20 protein-coding genes are annotated in these 17,592 nt (G+C 66.6%); 13 read left to right on the top strand and 7 right to left on the bottom strand.

The window, feature by feature from the left end:
- Positions 1–197: 197 nt before the first annotated feature.
- Together AUL32_RS04370 and AUL32_RS04365 are read left to right on the top strand one after the other, a co-directional pair.
- Positions 198–410, top strand: coding sequence for a cold-shock protein (locus AUL32_RS04370; protein WP_061975258.1), 213 nt, complete (start codon positions 198–200; stop codon positions 408–410).
- Between the two features lie 313 nt (positions 411–723).
- Positions 724–1,593, top strand: a complete 870-nt coding sequence (locus tag AUL32_RS04365) for a BA14K family protein (protein ID WP_062112046.1) — start codon at positions 724–726, stop codon at positions 1,591–1,593.
- A 37-nt stretch (positions 1,594–1,630) separates the two neighbouring features.
- On the opposite strand, the gene AUL32_RS04360 is transcribed toward AUL32_RS04365, so the two are convergent.
- Positions 1,631–2,272 (bottom strand): MBL fold metallo-hydrolase, encoded by a 642-nt coding sequence (locus AUL32_RS04360; protein ID WP_062112125.1) that lies wholly within the window; start codon positions 2,270–2,272, stop codon positions 1,631–1,633.
- Between the two features lie 131 nt (positions 2,273–2,403).
- On the bottom strand, positions 2,404–3,294 hold the full coding sequence (locus tag AUL32_RS04355) for a branched-chain amino acid aminotransferase (protein WP_062112044.1): 891 nt from the start codon (positions 3,292–3,294) through the stop codon (positions 2,404–2,406).
- Positions 3,295–3,568: 274 nt separating this feature from the next.
- Here AUL32_RS04355 and AUL32_RS04350 point away from each other — a divergent pair, with 274 nt between their 5' ends.
- The 3 genes from AUL32_RS04350 to AUL32_RS04340 are packed head-to-tail and all read left to right on the top strand — an operon-like array spanning position 3,569 to position 6,273.
- Positions 3,569–4,105 (top strand): MarR family winged helix-turn-helix transcriptional regulator, encoded by a 537-nt coding sequence (locus tag AUL32_RS04350; protein WP_061975253.1) that lies wholly within the window; start codon positions 3,569–3,571, stop codon positions 4,103–4,105.
- Positions 4,106–4,115: 10 nt separating this feature from the next.
- Positions 4,116–4,829, top strand: coding sequence for a response regulator (locus AUL32_RS04345; RefSeq protein ID WP_082639241.1), 714 nt, complete (start codon positions 4,116–4,118; stop codon positions 4,827–4,829).
- Positions 4,830–4,854: 25 nt separating this feature from the next.
- Positions 4,855–6,273 carry an ATP-binding protein gene (locus tag AUL32_RS04340; protein ID WP_082659259.1) on the top strand — a complete coding sequence of 473 codons (1,419 nt, stop codon included), beginning with the start codon at positions 4,855–4,857 and terminating at the stop codon, positions 6,271–6,273.
- Between the two features lie 19 nt (positions 6,274–6,292).
- Here the strand turns inward: AUL32_RS04340 and AUL32_RS04335 are convergent, their stop codons facing one another.
- The 4 genes from AUL32_RS04335 to AUL32_RS04320 form a co-directional block, all read right to left on the bottom strand.
- Positions 6,293–6,652 (bottom strand): tRNA-binding protein, encoded by a 360-nt coding sequence (locus tag AUL32_RS04335; protein WP_062112043.1) that lies wholly within the window; start codon positions 6,650–6,652, stop codon positions 6,293–6,295.
- Positions 6,649–7,476: a pyrroline-5-carboxylate reductase gene (proC, locus tag AUL32_RS04330; RefSeq protein WP_062112041.1), complete on the bottom strand. Its 828-nt coding sequence runs from the start codon at positions 7,474–7,476 to the stop codon at positions 6,649–6,651. Before proC ends, AUL32_RS04335 begins: the two co-directional genes overlap by 4 nt.
- Position 7,477: 1 nt before the next feature.
- Positions 7,478–7,978 carry a YbjN domain-containing protein gene (locus AUL32_RS04325; protein WP_061975246.1) on the bottom strand — a complete coding sequence of 167 codons (501 nt, stop codon included), beginning with the start codon at positions 7,976–7,978 and terminating at the stop codon, positions 7,478–7,480.
- 431 nt (positions 7,979–8,409) lie between these two features.
- Complete coding sequence (locus AUL32_RS04320; protein WP_062112039.1) at positions 8,410–8,697, bottom strand: accessory factor UbiK family protein; 288 nt, start codon at positions 8,695–8,697, stop codon at positions 8,410–8,412.
- A 150-nt stretch (positions 8,698–8,847) separates the two neighbouring features.
- Here AUL32_RS04320 and lgt point away from each other — a divergent pair, with 150 nt between their 5' ends.
- The 5 genes from lgt to AUL32_RS04295 all read left to right on the top strand — a co-directional run bounded on the left by lgt (position 8,848) and on the right by AUL32_RS04295 (position 13,958).
- Complete coding sequence (gene lgt / locus AUL32_RS04315; RefSeq protein WP_062112037.1) at positions 8,848–9,717, top strand: prolipoprotein diacylglyceryl transferase; 870 nt, start codon at positions 8,848–8,850, stop codon at positions 9,715–9,717.
- On the top strand, positions 9,714–10,835 hold the full coding sequence (locus AUL32_RS04310; RefSeq protein WP_062112035.1) for a class I SAM-dependent methyltransferase: 1,122 nt from the start codon (positions 9,714–9,716) through the stop codon (positions 10,833–10,835). The genes lgt and AUL32_RS04310 overlap by 4 nt, the downstream gene beginning before the upstream one ends.
- Positions 10,832–11,674: a peptidoglycan editing factor PgeF gene (gene pgeF, locus AUL32_RS04305; protein WP_244497638.1), complete on the top strand. Its 843-nt coding sequence runs from the start codon at positions 10,832–10,834 to the stop codon at positions 11,672–11,674. Before AUL32_RS04310 ends, pgeF begins: the two co-directional genes overlap by 4 nt.
- Positions 11,675–11,701: 27 nt before the next feature.
- On the top strand, positions 11,702–12,853 hold the full coding sequence (locus AUL32_RS04300; protein ID WP_062112033.1) for a M24 family metallopeptidase: 1,152 nt from the start codon (positions 11,702–11,704) through the stop codon (positions 12,851–12,853).
- Positions 12,854–13,025: 172 nt separating this feature from the next.
- On the top strand, positions 13,026–13,958 hold the full coding sequence (locus tag AUL32_RS04295) for a ribose-phosphate pyrophosphokinase (RefSeq protein ID WP_061975236.1): 933 nt from the start codon (positions 13,026–13,028) through the stop codon (positions 13,956–13,958).
- 8 nt (positions 13,959–13,966) lie between these two features.
- Here the strand turns inward: AUL32_RS04295 and AUL32_RS04290 are convergent, their stop codons facing one another.
- Positions 13,967–14,668: an HAD family hydrolase gene (locus AUL32_RS04290; protein ID WP_062112031.1), complete on the bottom strand. Its 702-nt coding sequence runs from the start codon at positions 14,666–14,668 to the stop codon at positions 13,967–13,969.
- Positions 14,669–14,900: 232 nt separating this feature from the next.
- Here AUL32_RS04290 and AUL32_RS04285 point away from each other — a divergent pair, with 232 nt between their 5' ends.
- The 3 genes from AUL32_RS04285 to ychF all read left to right on the top strand — a co-directional run bounded on the left by AUL32_RS04285 (position 14,901) and on the right by ychF (position 17,529).
- Entirely contained in the window at positions 14,901–15,530 is a 630-nt protein-coding gene (locus tag AUL32_RS04285; protein ID WP_062112120.1) for a 50S ribosomal protein L25/general stress protein Ctc, read from the top strand.
- Between the two features lie 91 nt (positions 15,531–15,621).
- Positions 15,622–16,350, top strand: a complete 729-nt coding sequence (gene pth, locus AUL32_RS04280; RefSeq protein WP_062112029.1) for an aminoacyl-tRNA hydrolase — start codon at positions 15,622–15,624, stop codon at positions 16,348–16,350.
- A gap of 75 nt (positions 16,351–16,425) precedes the next feature.
- Entirely contained in the window at positions 16,426–17,529 is a 1,104-nt protein-coding gene (gene ychF, locus AUL32_RS04275) for a redox-regulated ATPase YchF (RefSeq protein ID WP_062112028.1), read from the top strand.
- Positions 17,530–17,592 lie beyond the last annotated feature (63 nt).

Raw genomic sequence — 17,592 nt, 5'->3', positions numbered from 1 at the left:
TCAAGAAAGTGCCTTCACAAGTTTGACGTTCGGGCAAATTCGCGAACTCGGGTGATGGACGAATTGCGTATCGGAGGCGCATCCTCCGGGTGGTCCGCGAAAGCGGGTCGCGATGTATCGTTTCCTTTTCCTCGCATCAAGACTTGCCTGCAATGCCCTCAGGGAAACCTGAACAGACTAAGGAAAAAGGTTCGATCATGGCGCAGACTGGTACTGTCAAATTCTTCAATACCGAAAAGGGTTTCGGTTTCATCAAGCCCGACAATGGCGGCGCTGACATCTTCGTCCATATCTCGGCTGTCCAGGCTTCCGGGCTTCCGGGCCTCGTGGAGAACCAGAAGGTTTCCTACGACACCGAGCCGGACAAGCGCGGCAAGGGCCCGAAGGCCGTCAATCTCGAGATGGCGTAAGTCTTCAGGCCAATCACCCATTGGGGTGCCCTCGTTTTTCAGCGGTTCGTCCGGCGGTGTCGGACGAGCCGCATTTGTATTGGGTTGACGTATCGTCAGCTGGGTGGCTGACAACTTGGCCGCCTATCTTTTACTGGAGCCAGCGGTACCCAGGCGGATAACTCGGTCCGTCGTACTCATCCCGATCGACCGACGCCCAGCGCCAGCAACCCTCCCCCACCTGCTTGAGGATGATCGGTTTCATTTCGGAACGGATGGCCTGGCACGGACCTTGCTATAGACTTGTTAACGAGTTGTTAACGAGAGCATCGAGATGCGTGCTGGAAGCCTTCTCCTGTCCCTGACCCTGCTGGCCGTTGCGAGCGGTTCGGCGAGAGCCGGCGATTTCGGCCTCATCGAGGATGTGGCCTCTTCCACGCACCACTTCGACGGGCTCTCCGGAACGAGGCTCGCTTCGGGCTATGGCCGATACGAGGGATCGCGGGGCCACTCGGTTTCCCATGCGGCGCCGCTCTGGCCGGGCTCGGAAGGCGCGCCCTACGGAACCTACGGCACCGGCGCCAACAGCGTCGCGGTGATCCAGATCAACCGCGCGGTGGACGCGGGGTCGCGTGCCGCGAGCTTCAAGGTTCTGCCGGGGGCCACAGGTCCCAAGATCATCGATGTCGAGAGCGCGCGCCTCGATCGGCGTCCCTATGGCCCGAACGGGCTGGACATCGTCTATGCCGGCACCACCAAGATCATTCGCATCAGCCCGGATTTTCAGCGGGGCCGGGCCGATACCAAGGACGATGTCCAGCTCGGGCGGGCGGAAGGCGCGGTCGAGTTCGCCAAGCTCAGCCCGGCCGAACGCGCGGTGACCGTATATCCCGACCCTGACGAGCCGGTGGACGGGCCCGCGCCCCACGCCCCGGCCGCCGCACTGCCCGATGTCGCGCGCATTCCCGTGCCCATGCCGGCCCCGGAAGATGCGCGCCTTGCCGCGCAGACTCCCGTCGTCGCGCCCGCAGCCCCGGCGCCGACAAGCCCGCCGGCGGCAGCCGCTCCCGCCGGCTTCGAACCGTGGACGGAAGACTGGCTGCGCGACTGCGTGTCCCGCTACCCCAGTTTCGACGCCTCGCTCGGGACCTATACGGACGAGGGCGGCCGTCGGCGCTTCTGCACGGGCGACGCCGCTCGCTGACCGGCTCGCCGTTCCATTATGGAACAGGCGCGCTGTATCAGATCAGGAACGGATTGCTGCGTCGTTCCACGCCGAGGCGGCTTCCCGGCCCGTGACCGCAGAGGAAGCCGACATCGTCTCCCAGCGGCAGGACCTTCTCGTGGATCGAGCGCAGGAGCGTCGCGTGGTCGCCGCCCGGAAGATCGGTTCGGCCGATCGAGCCGGCGAAGAGCACGTCGCCCGCGTGAAGAAAGCGCGATTCCCGCTCGAAGAACACGACATGGCCGGGCGAATGGCCGGGCGTGTGCAGAACCTCGAAGCGATGGGGCCCGAGTTCCAGCGTCTCGCCCTCCTCCAGCCAGCGGTCGGGCGCGGCGTTGCGCACCCCGCCCGAAAGGCCGAACATGCGGGCCTGGTCTTCCAGACGCGACAGGAGCGACTGGTCCGCCTTATGCGGCCCGATGATCTCCGCGCCGGTCGCGTCCTTCAGGTCCATCGCGCCGCCGGCATGGTCGATATGGCCATGGGTCAGCCAGATGGCCTCGACGGTGACGCCGAGCCGGTCGATCGCCTCCAAGATCGCCGGCACGTCGCCGCCGGGATCCACCACGACGGCGCGCCTCTCCTCCGTATCGAAGAGAATGCAGCAGTTCTGCCGGAACGGGGTGACGGGAACGATCTCGATGGACAGGCGGCTCATGGTCATCCTTGCGACATCCGCGACGGGGCATGGCCTATGATAGGGCGCCGGGCGGGCTCGAACCGCATTGCGCCGACGAAAAAGCCGGCCCCAAAACGGGAGCCGGCTTCGCATCGAAGGAGGCCTGACGACTATTCGGCCGCGAGACGCTTGGGCTGGACTTCGGCCATGTAGTCCTCGACCAGGTGGCGGGTGATCTCGCCGGGCTGGAAGCGATAGGGGCCGACCTCGGAGACCGGCGTCACCTCCGCCGCCGTGCCGCAGAGGAAGCATTCGGTGAAGCCTTCCATTTCCTCCGGCCGGATGGCCCGCACCACGACCTCGATGCCGCGACGACGCGCCAGATCGATCACCGTGCGGCGGGTGATGCCGTCGAGGAAACAGTCCGGGTTCGGCGTGTGGATCTTGCCGTCCTGAACGAAGAAGACGTTGGCGCCGGTGGCCTCGGCCACCAGACCGCGCCAGTCCAGCATCAGGGCGTCGGCATAGCCCTTGGCCTCGGCGGCATGTTTCGAAAGGGTACAGATCATGTAGAGGCCGGCGGCCTTGGCGCGCGAGGGCGCGGTGCGCGGGTCGGGCCGGCAATATTCCGCGATGTCGAGGCGAATGCCCTTCATGCGCTGCTCGGGGTCGAAATAGCTCGGCCATTGCCAGATCGCGACCGCGACATTGATGCGGTTCTTCTGGGCCGACACGCCCATGCTCTCTGAACCGCGCCAGGCGATCGGCCGAACATAGGCGTCCTGGAAGCCCTGCCGCCGCAGAAGCTCGCTGCAGGCCGCGTCAATCTCCTCGGCCGAGTAGGGCACGGTGAAGCCCAGGATGCGGCTGGACTCGATCAGCCGCTCGGTGTGCTCGCGCAGCTTGAAGATCTCGCCGGCATAGGCGCGCTCGCCCTCGAAGACGGAACTGGCATAATGCAGACCGTGGGTGAGAACATGAACCTTGGCATCCCGCCAAGGCACGAATTCGCCGTTGAACCAGATTTCGCCGTCGAGCGCATCGAATGCCACGGTGCTCATGATGATTGTCACGCCCGGTCGCGGGCGCCCTTTCCTGATCGTTCGGCCGCGCCGCCCTCTGGCCGCACGCCCTTCCCCTTCGCAATCAGCCACGGGCGGCTGGCACCTTCAAGAGAAAGCAGCCGGATGCGGCGGATCGGCGACGGTCGGAACAGACGACGCCCTATAACCGAAGGTGCCGAGGCAAATCGGCAGCGGGCGACGGACTGTTCCAACCCATGCGCAAGGGTGTAACAATGGATGGAATATACGTCAACATTGCTGACCTATTTTGATGGATGCCGCATTGCCCGAGACTGCCCGGCCCGCAGGCCCCCGCATCGTGGAAGACCCGCTGCCCACGCGAGGCGAGCTCGACTTTCGCCTGATCGAGCTGTTCTTCTTCGCCTATCGCGAGTTCACGGCGGACGCCGACTCGCTTCTGACGCAATACGGGTTCGGCCGCGCGCATCACCGCATCCTGCATTTCGTCAACCGCGCGCCCGGCATGACGGTGGCCGATCTCCTGGAACTCCTGCAGATCACCAAGCAGTCTCTGTCGCGCGTCCTGCGCCAGCTGATCGACGAGGAATTCGTGGTGCAGGTGCCCGGCAGCGATGATCGCCGCCAGCGCCGGCTCTTCCCGACGGAAAAAGGCCGCACTCTGACGCTCGAACTGTCGCGCGCGCAGGTTCGGCGCATCGACGCCGCTTTCCGCGCGGCGGCGCTGGACGATCCGGCCCCCGTGAACGATTTCCTTCTGGAAATGGGGATCGACCGCAAGGCGGCGCGGGACTGGTTCGCCCGGCAAGGGATCGGAAGGGAGACGTGAGCCTGTGACATTGTCCGAGGGCCTGGGGCGCCAGGAGGCGCTGGACGACGACGCGCCGCATCTGCTCGTCGTCGACGACGATCGCCGCATCCGCAGCCTTCTCTCGCGCTTCCTCAGCGAACGCGGTTTTCGCGTGTCCGTCGCGGCCGACGCCGCCGAGGCGCGGCGCATTCTCGTGGGGCTCGATTTCGACCTGATGATCGTGGACGTCATGATGCCGGGCGAAAGCGGGCTCGATCTCACGCGCTCGCTCTCGGCCATCCGCGACATCCCGATCCTCATGCTGACGGCGCGCTCGGAAACCGACGATCGCATCCTGGGCCTCGAGGCCGGGGCGGAGGACTATCTTTCCAAGCCCTTCGACCCGCGCGAGTTGCTTCTGCGCGTCAACAACATCCTGAAGCGCGGCAACACCTCGCCGATCCAGAAGGTCGAGCATGTCCGCTTCGGGCCCTTCACCTTCTCTTTGTCGCGGCGCGAGCTGAAGCGCGGCACCGAGATCATCCGCCTGACGGAGCGCGAACAGGACATCATGGTCCAGTTCGCCCAGAAAGCCGGCGACACGATCCACCGGCAGGACCTGCTCGGCGGCGAGGCGGATGTGGGCGAGCGGACCGTGGACGTGCAGATCAACCGTCTGCGCCGCAAGATCGAAAGCGACCCGGCCAACCCGCTCTGGCTGCAGACGGTGCGCGGCATCGGCTATCGCTTGAACGTCGATTGACAGGACCAGAAGGAGCCCCGGCGCGATGACGCTGTTCGAGCGCTGGCGGACGGACCGCTTCCCCTCCCTGCCCGGTCTTCCCCCGGTCAAGAAGCCGCGTTTTTGGCGCGGGCCGTTCCGACACGTGCCGCGCTTCGTCTCGCGCCGCACGCCAAAGGGCCTTTATGCCCGCTCGCTCATCATCATCATCGCGCCGATGGTGCTGCTGCAATCCGTGCTCGCCTTCGTGTTCATGGAGCGGCACTGGCAGACCGTGACGCAGCGTCTCTCGACTGCCGTGGTGCAGGACATCGCGGCGGTGATCGACATCATCGACCAATATCCGCAGGACCCCGAATTCCTGACGATCAACCGGATCGCCCGGGAGAGGCTGGGGCTCAACGTACTGGTGCTGCCCCCCGAGCCTCTGCCCCCGCCGGCGCCCAAGCCCTTCTTCAACATTCTCGACGGGATCCTGTCGGAGGAGCTGACGCGCCAGATCGGGCGGCCCTTCTGGATCGACACGGTGGGCGAGTCGCGCATCGTGGAAATCCGCGTCCAGCTGCCCCATCACCTGCTGCGCGTCTTCGCCCCGCGCAACTCGGCCTACGCCTCGAACACGCATATCTTCCTGGTCTGGATGTTCGGCACCTCGGCGGTGCTGCTGCTGATCGCCATCGCGTTCCTTCGCAACCAGATCCGCCCGATCCAGAAGCTGGCGCAAGCCGCGGAGGGCTTCGGACGCGGGCTTCCCATGCCGCCGGATTTTCGCGTGCGCGGTGCGTCGGAAGTGCGCCGGGCTTCCGTCGCCTTCATCCAGATGCGCGATCGCATCGAGCGGCAGATCGAGCAGCGCACGCAGATGCTGAACGGCGTCAGTCATGATCTGCGCACCGTGCTCACCCGCTTTCGCCTTCAGCTCGCGCTGTTGGACGACAACGAGGACCGGCAGGAGCTGGAGCAGGACGTCGACGAGATGGGCCGGATGCTGGAGGGCTATCTCGCCTTCGCCAAGGGCGAGGCCGGGGAGGATGTCGGCGAGCTCGATCTCGACCGCCTGTTCGCGCGTTTCGAGAACGAAGCCGCGCTTAAGGACCGGGCGATCACGACCGACATTCTGGGCGACCCGCTGATCACCGTGCGGCCGGACTCCTTCACCCGCCTTGTCGGCAATCTCGTCGCCAACGCGCTGCGCCACGGAACGCAGATCCGCATTTCCGCGCGGCACGACGACCGCTGGCTGACGATCTCGGTGGAAGACGACGGGCCGGGCATCGCGGCCGATATGCGCGAGGAGGTGTTCAAACCCTTCGTGCGGTTGGACGAGGCACGCAATATCGATGCCGGAGGCACCGGGCTCGGCCTTGCCATCGCCCGCGACATCGCGCGCAGCCATGGCGGCGACATTCTCCTGTCGGACTCCAAGCTCGGCGGCCTGAAGGCGATGGTGCGGCTCCCCGTCTGAACGAGGGGCCGGAATGTCCTCAGAAGAGGCGTCCGCCGTCGGGAACGCGCTGGCTCGGCGCTGCGAGAACCACGTTGCCGTCCTCGTCGGGAAAGCCGAGCGTCAGCACTTCCGAGCGCATCGGGCCGATCTGGCGCGGCGGGAAGTTCACCACGGCCATGACCTGACGCCCGACGAGATCGTCGAGACCATGGCGCACGGTGATCTGCGCGGACGACTTCTTCTGGCCGATCTCGGGTCCGAAATCGATCACGAGCTTGAAGGCGGGCTTACGCGCCTCAGGAAACGGTTCGGCCGCGACGATCGTGCCGATGCGCACATCCACCTTCAGGAAATCCTCGATACCGATCTGGGCGCTGGGGCTGCTGACTTCGCTCATCCCTTCGACAGCTCCTCGGCTCGGGTCTTGGCGGCCGAGACGGCACGGCGCAGAAGCGGGCCGAACCCGTCCTCCTCCGCCATCAGGACCTTGAGCGCGGCCTCGGTCGTACCCTTGGGTGAGGTGACGTTGCGGCGCAGCTGCGCCGGCTCCTCCTCGGCGCGGATCATCAATTCGCCGGCGCCGGCCACCGTGTGCCGGGCAAGGCGCATGGCGAGCGCCGGGTCGAGCCCGGCCGCCGCGCCCGCCTCGGCCAGCGCCTCGGCCAGAAAAAAGACATAGGCCGGCCCGCTGCCTGAGACGGCCGTCACCATGTCGATCTCGGCTTCCGACCTCACCCATTCCACCGGGCCGCTGGCCGACAGGAGCCGGTCGGCGACGGCGCGTGCATGCGCGTCCACCCGCGCATTGGCGAAAGCCCCGGTGATGCCCCGCCCGATCAGGGCCGGCGTGTTCGGCATGGCCCGCACGACGGGATGCTCGCCGAGCAGCTGCTCGATCGATGCGATCGTGCGCCCGGCCGCGACCGAGATCACCAGCGTGCCGGCCACGAGCGAAGAGGCCAGAGGCGCCGCCGCCTCGTCCAGAAGCTGCGGCTTCACGGCCAGGACCACCACGTCCTGCGGCTCGGCCGGTGCCGTGGTGCCGTGGCGCACGCCCTGTTCGAACAAGGGCGCGATGGCATCGGACGGGCGCGGATCGACCACAGTGACGCTCGATGGGTCGAGCCCGGCGGCGATCCAGCCGCGCAGCATTGCCCCGCCCATGTTGCCGCCGCCGAGAAGCGTCAGCTTGCCCGCCGAAAAACCCGATGCATCCGACATGTCAGGCGTTCCCCACCGTGTCGAACACCGCGCAGGCCAGGGCGCCTTCGGCATCCCGGTCGGCCCAGAGCACGAACTGGAAGGCCTGATAATAGCGCTCGCAGGCCTCCAGGGCCGCCGCCAGCAGGCGCTCCGCCTGCTGGCCCGAAGGCTGCTGGCCGCCCGGCAGGAGCATCGTGTGCCGGAACATCACCGCCCCTTCCGAAGGCCACAGGTCGAAATGGCCGAGCAGCTGCTGCTCGTTGATCTTGGCGAGAAGGCGCAGCACCTCGCCCTCGCGCCGGGCCGGCACCTTCATCGAAAAAGCACATCCGAGGTGTAGGACTTCCGCATCCTCCATCCAGCAGAAGGAGACGGAATAGTCCGACCAGACGCCCGCCACGGCGACTTCGATCTCGTTCTCGCAGCACCGCTCGAAGGCCCATTCGCGACGCGACGCGACGCGCTCGATCACGTCCACCGGATTGGTGTGACGCCTCGGTTCCCATTCTGCCAGTTGCATCTCAATCCCCATGCCGCACCTGAGACGGGACCAGCGGGCGCCGCACGCTGCCCACCGTCCGCAGAGCGCGTGCCTCGCACGCCCCGCTTCCGCACTCCGGGCCGACCGCCGCCGTGGCGAATCAACCTTATGAATCAGTGTATAGAGCGGGACTCCGGATGCCAGAGCGCAGCGGGGATTTTAATCGTTTTCAAAGGGTTTTCGGCTGGGGTTGAAACCAGCCTTCGGGGATAAGCGACTCCCCGAAAAGGCTTTTCCGATTCGCAAGCATTCCGGCGAGTCCCGCACAAATCTGTGCATAGGCTGTGGATAAGATTCAGGCCGCTTTGCAGGCCGGATTCCGACTGTCGCACCGTCCCGTTTCGGGTCACGAAAAAGGCGGCCCGGATGGCTCCGAACCGCCGCGCTCCCTCTCGCGGGGGAGAAGTCGACTACATCGCCTCGGGCACGTCGGCCGGCTTGGTCTCGCCGCCCAGGCGCGCTTCCAGCTCGGCGATGCGCTTCTTCAGCGCCTCGTTTTCCAGACGCGCCTTGGTCGCCATCTCGCGGACGACCTCAAACTCCTCGCGCTGGACGAGGTCCATCTGGTTGATGAAGCGCTCGCCCTGGGTGCGGAAGACGGTTTCCATCTCGCGGCGCACGCCCTGAGCCGCGCCGGCCGCGTCGGTCATCATGCGGGCGAACTCGTCCAACATGCGGTTCGGTCCTCGGTTGGTCATGGCTGGGCTCCGATGGCTTCAACGTTCCCTGGAGGTAGGCGGTCGCGCGGCGCTTGGCAATGGAGCGCCGCGCGGCTTGACCGCGAGGCCGACCCGTCGCAAACGGTCCGGGCCGGCGCCACGCCCCGAAGCCAGAGAGATCTCGAGCCTATGCTGACGCAAGCCGCCCTGGGCATCCTCACCTATCCCCAGATCGATCCCGTGTTTCTCCAGATCGGCCCGATCGCGCTGCGCTGGTATGGCCTCGCCTATGTCGCGGGCATTCTCTGCGGCTGGATGTACGGGCGCCATCTCGTCTCCACCCCCCGCCTTTGGCCGAACGGCGTTTCGCCCATCACGAAGACGCAGATCGACGATTTCATCGTCTGGATCACGATCGGCATCGTGGCGGGCGGGCGGCTCGGTTCGATCTTCTTCTACGATTTCGACCGGATCGCCGCCGACCCGCTTTCGGCGTTTCGCATCTGGGAAGGCGGCATGTCCTTCCATGGCGGACTGATCGGCGTGACGATCGCCATGCTCCTGTTCTGCCGGACGCAGAAAGTGCCCTTCTTCTCGCTGGTGGACGTCGTGGCTGCCTCAGTACCGTTCGGCCTGTTCTTCGGGCGTATCGCCAATTTCATCAATGGCGAGCTTTGGGGCGCGCCGAGCAACGTCGCCTGGGCCATGGTCTTCCCGCACGGCGGGCCGGAACCGCGCCATCCCAGCCAGCTCTACGAGGCGGCGCTGGAAGGCATCGTCCTGTTTCTGGCGCTTCGCTTCATGACGCATGGGCTGAAGGCCCTGGGCCGCCCGCGCCTGACGGCTGGCGTCTTCATCTTCCTCTACGGCTGCGCCCGCATCTTCGTGGAGTTCTTCCGAATGCCGGACGCGCAGCTCGGCTATCTCCTCGGCACCGGCTGGGTGACGATGGGCATGATCCTTTCGGTGCCCATGCTGCTCGTCGGCGTCTGGGCCGTCCTCACCGCCAAGCCACGTGCCTATCCCGCTCCCGCCCCGGCGGAGCCCAGCCAAGCTTGAGCGCCGGAGAGCCGACGCCGCTCGACCGGCGCTTGCGCGAGACGATCAGGGCGGAGGGCCCGATGCGGCTCGACCGCTTCTGGAACATCGCCCTGTTCGACCGCGACCACGGCTACTACACCAGCCGCGATCCGTTCGGGGAGGTGGGCGACTTCACCACCGCGCCCGAGATCAGCCAGATGTTCGGCGAACTCCTCGGCGCTTGGTTGGTGGCGGCGTGGCGCGGAATGGGCCGACCCTCGCCTTTTCTCCTGTGCGAGATCGGCCCTGGTCGCGGCACGCTGATGGCCGACATCCTGCGCAGTGTGGGGCAACTCGACCGCGACATGTTGCGCGCCGCGCGCGTGCGCCTCGTGGAAACCAGCGACCGGCTGGCCGCCCGGCAGATCGAGCGCCTGTCGCGCTTCGACCTGCCCATAGGGCGCCATCGGCGCCTTGGCGAACTGGAGCCGCTGCCGCTTCTTCTCGTCGGCAACGAGCTTCTCGACGCGATCGCCATCCGTCAGATCCGTTTTTCCGGCGGTGCCTTGCGCGAGAGGGAGGTTGCGTTGAACGATGAGGGCGCGCTCGAACTTAGAGAGGGTCCCCCGCTGCCTGCCGTCCCGGCGGCGCTGGCGCGGCTCGGGGCTCCATCTGAAGGCGCGGTCTTCGAATTTTCGCCGGAGCGCGATCGTTTGGTGGCGGACCTGTCGCGGCATCTCGTGGCGCATGGCGGAGCCGCTGTTCTGATCGACTATGGTCATGCCGCGACCGGCTTCGGCGACACGCTCCAGGCCCTGCGCCGCCATCGCGTCGCTTCCGTTCTGGAGTGGGTCGGGGAAGCCGATATCACCAGCCATGTGGATTTCGCGCGGGTGCTGGAGGTCGCGCGCGGCACCGGCGTGCCGCACACCGCCGCATCGACGCAGGGCGCCTTTCTCCTGGCGCTAGGCCTGTTGGAGCGGGCCGGCGCGCTGGGCGCGCCGCTGGACGAGGCCGGGCGCGCGGCCGTGACGCAGGCCGTGCATCGCCTCGCCGGAAACGGGCCGAGCGACATGGGCGAGCTGTTCAAGGTCGCCGCGCTCTCTACCCTTCCGCTCGAGCTGCCGCCTTTCTTGTCCGAAGGAGAGTTTCGTTGACTCCCGACGCCGCGTCCCCCACCATCCCGCTCATGCCCGATCGAAACCCGGCTTCCTCCCCCGACCTGCGGCCCGACGACGTCCTGCAGGTCGAGGCGCTGCGGCGCACCGGCCGAGTGGAACACGCCTTCTTCACGCGCTCCGGCGGCGTGTCCGCAGGGCTTTATCGCAGCCTCAATGTCGGCGCCGGGTCCAGCGACGTGGCGGCGGACGTTGCGGAGAACCGGGCGCGCGCGGCGCGCTTTCTCGGCCGGGCGGACGGCGCACTTGCCACGCCTTGGCAAATTCATTCGCCTGATGTCGCTGTGGTGGACGCGCCCTTCGGCGCGGAACGACCCAAGGCCGATGGCGTGGTGACGCGAGTGCGCGGCTTGCCTATCGGGGTGGTGACAGCCGATTGCGGACCGGTCCTGTTCAACGACGCGGAGGCCGGCGTGATCGGCACCGCCCATGCCGGCTGGCGCGGGGCGCTCGGCGGGGTTCTCGACCGGACGGTGGAGGCGATGGAAGGCCTCGGCGCGCGGCGCGAGCGCATCACGGCCGTTCTCGGCCCCACCATCACCCAGCCGAACTACGAGGTGGACGCGGGGATGATGGAGCCCTTCCTGGCCGAGGATGGCGACAACGCCCGCTTCTTCGCGCCCGGCCGAAGCGAGGGGAAGCGACAGTTCGATCTGCCGGCCTATATCGTCGCCAAGCTCGCGCGGCTCGGCACAGACGCCTCCTTCGTCGACACCTGCACCTATGCCGACGAAGCGCGCTTCTACTCGTTTCGCCGCACGACCCATCGCGGCGAGCCGGACTATGGCCGTCAGCTTTCGGCCATCGTTCTGCTCTGACCGCCGCCTCCAGCCGGAGCGAGACCCATGCTGCATTTTTCATCGGACGAATTCGCGACCCGTCGCGCCCGCCTCCAGGCCGAGATGAGCGAGCGCAAGTTGGACGCGCTGCTCGTCTTCGCCCAGGACTCCATGTACTGGCTGACCGGTTACGACACGTTCGGCTTCCACTTCTTCCAGTGTCTGGTGGTCAAGGCCGACGGCGAGATGCGCCTCGTGACGCGCTCCGCCGACCTCCGGCAGGCGCGCCACACGTCCAATATCGAGACGATCGTTCTCTGGCGCGATCGGGGCGGCGCGAACCCCGCCATCGAGTTGCGCGACGTGATGGACGACATGGGCCTGCTCGGCGCTCGGGTCGGCGTGGAATGGGCGACGCAGGGGCTGACCGCCGCCAACGGCCGCTTGGTCGAGGAGAAGCTAGGCTCCTTCGCCACGCTGCTCGACGCCTCCGACCTCATGCCGACGCTGCGGCTGGTGAAGAGCGAAGCGGAGATCGCCTATGTCCGGGACGCCGCCCGGATGGGCGACGACGCCTTCGAAGCCATGATGCCGCTGGTGCGCGAGGGCGCGGACGAGTCCGAACTGCTCCATGCGCTGCAGGGCTCGATCCTTCGCGCCGGCGGCGACTATCCCGCCAATCCCTTCATCCTCGGCTCGGGCGCGGACGCGCTGCTCTGCCGCTACCGCTCGGGTCGCCGCGCGCTGGCGGCGCAGGACCAGCTGACCGTGGAATGGGCCGGCGTGCGGGCCAATTACCACGCGCCCGCGATGCGCACCGTGATCGTCGGGCGCCCCCTGATGCGGCACGGGGAACTGTTCGAGGCGGCCCGGCAGGGAATGGCGGCGATCGAGGCCGTGATGCGCCCGGGCCATACGTTTGGCGACGTGTTCGACGCTCATGCCCGCGTGGTTGAGGAGCATGACATGGTGCGCCATCGCCTGTCGGCCTGCGGCTACTCGGTCGGCGCCCGCTTCGCCCCGTCCTGGATCGAGCCGCAGATGTTCGTGTCGGGCAATGCCGAGCCGATCCGGCCGGGCATGACGCTGTTCGCGCATATGATCCTGATGGATTCCGACAGCGAGACAGCCATGTCGCTTGGCCAGACCTACCTCACGACGGACGGGGCGCCGGAATCGCTCTCGCGCCTGCCGCTCGACCTTCCCTTCGTCGGATGAGGGTGTCGGCGCCATGCCACGCGGCGTTTGCCATTCCCACCGGATTTATGGGCGGCAAGCTTGAATCTTTCCATGATCTTGTTATGAGCGCCGCAACGGCGGACGGCTTGACGGCCTCTCCAAATTCGCTCAGCGGCGCGACGCGAATCCTCATGCACTGGTGCGGGACACGATGAAACTCTTTGTCGGCAACTCCAATCGCAGCCTCGCCGAAGCCATCGGCAAGTATCTGGAGCTGCCTCTCGGCCTCGCATCGGTAAAGCGTTTCGCGGACCAGGAAATCTTCGTCGAAATCCAGGAGAACGTGCGCGGCGAGGACTGTTTCGTCATCCAGTCCACCTCCTATCCCGCCAACGATCATCTGATGGAACTGCTCATCATGATCGACGCGCTGCGGCGCGCCTCGGCGCGGCGCATCACCGCCGTCCTGCCCTATTTCGGCTATGCGCGGCAGGATCGGAAGGCTGGCGGCCGCACCCCGATCTCGGCCAAGCTCGTGGCCAACATCATCACCGAGGCCGGGGCCGACCGCGTGATGACGATGGATCTCCATGCCGGGCAGATCCAGGGCTTCTTCGACATTCCGACCGACAATCTCTTCGCGGTTCCCCTCCTGGCGCGCGACATCAAGGAACATCTGGAGACCGACCATGTCATGGTCGTCTCGCCCGATGTCGGCGGCGTGGTGCGCGCCCGCTCGCTCGCCAAGCGTCTCGACGCGCCGTTGGCCATCGTCGACAAGCGCCGCGAAAAGCCGGGCGAGTCGGAGGTGATGAACATCATCGGCGACGTGAAGGGGCGACACTGCATCCTGATCGACGACATCATCGATTCCGGCGGCACGCTCTGCAACGCGGCGGACGCGCTGATGGCAGCCGGCGCCAAGGGCGTCCGCGCCTATATCACGCACGGCGTGCTGTCCGGCGGGGCGGTGGCGCGCATCGCCGCCTCCAGCATCGAAGAGCTGGTCATCACCGATTCGATCGAGCCCACCAAGGCGATCCGCGAAGCCCGCAACATCCGGGTCGTCACCACCGCGACGCTGCTGGGCGAAGCCATCTCGCGCACCACGACCGAGCAGTCGGTCTCCTCGCTCTTCGACTGATCCTCCTCTTATCCGCCGATCGACCGGATCAGGGCGGGAAGGTCTGCCAGCCCATCGATGCGCCGAAAACGCGGCGCTTCCAGCGGTGCCTCGGCGTGTTCGTATTCCCAGGTCAGTTCATGGGGCATGTGGACGCCCCAGCTTCCGGCGGCGAGCGCGGGTAGAACGTCCGAGCGCAGCGAGTTGCCCACCATCATGGCCCGCTCCGGCCCGTCGCCATGCCGGGCGAAGATCCGGGCGTAGGTCGCCTCGGTCTTGTCCGAGACGATCTCCACGGCATGGAAGAGATCGCCGAGCCTCGAGGCCGCGAGCTTGCGCTCCTGGTCGAACAGATCGCCCTTGGTGATGAGCACGAGGCGGTACTCGCCCGACAGGCTCTTCAGCGTCTCACGCGCATCGGGCAGCGTCTCGACGGGATGGCGCAGCATCTCGCGGCCGTATCCGAGGATCTCCTCGACGAGGCGCGCCGGGGCCCTCCCCTCGGTCAGCTGGATCGCGGTCTCGATCATCGACAGGGTGAAGCCCTTGATGCCGAACCCGTAGAATTCGAGATTGCGCTTTTCCGTGTCGAGAAGGCGTCGGCCGATCACCGCCGCGTCGCCATGTTCGGCGAGAAGGTCTACGAAGCGCTGCTCCGTCAACCGAAAGAAGGTTTCGTTCTGCCAGAGCGTGTCGTCGGCATCGAAGCCGATCGTGGTGAGGGTGGACATGCGCCTGCTTTCCTAAGCCGCGAGAATCCTAGCCCCGACGCCCCGGGGCCGCAATCGGCGCGCTCTTCTTGCGGAAAACGCGCCCCCGCGCTATAGGCACCCCGTCCGCGCGGACACCCTTGGAGGCAGCGCGGACGAAAAGCGGCCTGCCATGGCCGCTTTTCGTCGTTCCGGTCCGCCGCTGGCGGATACCGCCTCGACAACCTCTGAACGAACCCAAAAGGAATTCATCATGAGCGAGAGCTACACGGTCAAGGCCGAGCTGCGCGAGAAGGTCGGCAAGGGGGCCGCCAGGTATCTGCGCCGCAACAACATGGTTCCGGCCGTCATCTATGGCGACAAGCAGGACGCCCTGCCGATCGCCGTCCCCTATAAGGAAACCTTCCTCAAGCTTCACGCCGGCGGCTTCCTGACCACCGTCGCGACGATCGAGGTTGGCGGCCAGTCGATCCGCGTCCTGCCGAAGGACTACCAGCTCGACGTCGTCAAGGACACCTTGACCCATGTCGACTATCTCCGCGTGTCGGCGCGCACGGTCGTGACCGTCCGCATCCCCGTGCACTTCGAGAACGAAGACGCGGCGCCCGGCATCAAGGGCAAGAACGGCACGCTCAACGTCGTCCACCACGACATCGAAGTGCATTGCTCGGCCGAGTCGATCCCCGAGGGCTTCACGCTCGACGCGGGCCAGCTCGACATCGGTGACGCGCTCCACGCCTCCGACCTGAAGCTGCCGAAGGGCGTTTCGCTGTCGACCGAGGAAGACTTCGTGATCGCCACCGTCGTTCCGCCGATGGGCGAAGAGGCGGACGAAGTCGAAGGCGCCGAGACCGCCGTCGCCGGCGAGGCCGAAGACAAGTAAGCCGCACGCGGCTGCTCCTGCTGGCGCGGGCGAGGCTTCCTCGCCCGCGCCCTCTTCAATGCGCGAGAGACGGCACGAAGGATCCCGCGACATGCTGCTGATGGTCGGATTGGGCAATCCTGGCCCGCAATACGAGGGCAACCGGCACAATATCGGTTTCATGGCGGTGGACGAGATCGCCCGCGCCTTCCGGTTCGGCCCCTGGACCCGCAAGTTTCAAGGCGAGATCGCGGAAGGTTCGATCGAGGGCGAGAAGGTTCTTCTCCTGAAGCCGCTCACCTTCATGAACGACAGCGGGCGCTCGGTGCAGGCCGCCGTCAGCTTCTACAAGATCGCGCTTGCCGACCTCGTCGTCTTCCATGACGAGTTGGACCTGCCGCCCGGCAAGGTGCGGGTGAAGACCGGCGGCGGCCATGGCGGCCACAACGGACTGCGCTCGATCGACGCCCATTTGGGCAAGGACTATCGCCGCGTGCGGCTCGGCATCGGCCATCCCGGCTCTAAGGAGCGGGTCAACCCGCATGTGCTGGGCGACTTCGCGAAAGTGGATCGCGAATGGCTGGAGATGCTGCTCGGCGAGATCGCCCGCCATGCCGGCGCGCTGGTCAAGGGCGAGGACGCGGTCTTCATGAACCGACTTTCGCTTGCCACCGGCGGCTCGCAGGAACCGGCGGGCGCCAAGGGCGCGGCGCCCAAATCCGCCGCCGCTCCGCCGAAAGGCCAGAGCCATATCCGGCAGGCCCGCGCGGGCGGCAAGCCTGCCCTTCCCGCCACCGGCCCGATGGCCGGAATGCTCAAGAAGCTGTTCGGCGGCGACTGAGTTTCACTTCACCATCGCCCGCCCTCGCGGCGCGGCGCCGGGCGTCTGACGCGCCCTTGAGATCGAGGAACGAGCATGGGCTTTCGCTGCGGTATCGTGGGGCTTCCGAACGTCGGCAAGTCGACCCTCTTCAACGCGCTGACCAAGACGGCGGCGGCGCAGGCCGCGAACTATCCGTTCTGCACGATCGAGCCGAACACGGGCGACGTCGGCGTGCCGGACAAGCGCATGGGCGCCATCGCCAAGATCGGCAAGTCGGCACAGATCATTCCCACCCGCATCACCTTCGTGGACATTGCCGGCCTGGTGCGCGGCGCCTCGAAGGGCGAAGGTCTCGGCAATCAGTTCCTCGCCAATATCCGCGAAGTGGACGCCATCGTCCATGTGCTGCGCTGCTTCGAGGACGACGACATCACGCATGTCGAGGGCCGCATCAACCCGGTGGCGGACGCCGAGACGGTCGAGACCGAGCTCATGCTCTCCGACCTCGAAAGCCTGGAGCGCCGCATCACCGGCACCCGCAAGAAGGCGCAGGGCAAGGACAAGGAGGCCATGGCGCAGCTTCCCGTTATGGAAGCGACGCTCGCCCGCCTCCAGAACGGCGAGCCCGCGCGCGTGCTTCTGGCCGGCTTCGACGCCGACGACCGGCGCGAGCTGCGCAATCTCAATCTCCTGACCTCCAAGCCGGTTCTCTATGTCTGCAACGTCGCCGAAGGCGATGCGGCCACCGGCAACGAGCACAGCCGCGTCGTAGACGAGATGGCCCAGCGCCAGGGCGCGCGCTCGGTCGTCATCTCCGCCGCGATCGAGGCCGAGATCGCTCAGCTCGGCGAAGAGGAGGTCGGCGAATATCTCGACGCGATGGGTCTTGCCGAGCCCGGCCTCGACCGGCTGATCGCCGAGGGCTACGGGCTTCTCGACCTCATCACCTATTTCACGGTGGGCCCGAAGGAGACGCGTGCCTGGACGGTGAAGCGGGGCGCGAAGGCGCCGCAGGCCGCCGGCGTGATCCACACCGATTTCGAGAAAGGCTTCATCCGCGCCCAGACCATCGGCTACGACGATTTCGTCACGCTGGGCGGCGAAGTCGCGGCCAAGGAAGCCGGCAAGGCGCGCGACGAAGGCAAGGAATATGTCGTTCAGGACGGCGACATCATGATGTTCAAGTTCAACGTCTGATCCGAGTGAAGGCGCCGGGCCGGATGCAAGTCCGGCCCGTCTGGCGCCCGTTCCCGGCTTCCC

The organism is Aureimonas sp. AU40 (assembly GCF_001463785.1).
Taxonomy (GTDB): Bacteria; Pseudomonadota; Alphaproteobacteria; order Rhizobiales; family Rhizobiaceae; genus Aureimonas.
The sequence above is the reverse complement of the archived record's forward strand: the minus strand, read 5'-3'. Positions and strand labels throughout refer to the sequence as shown.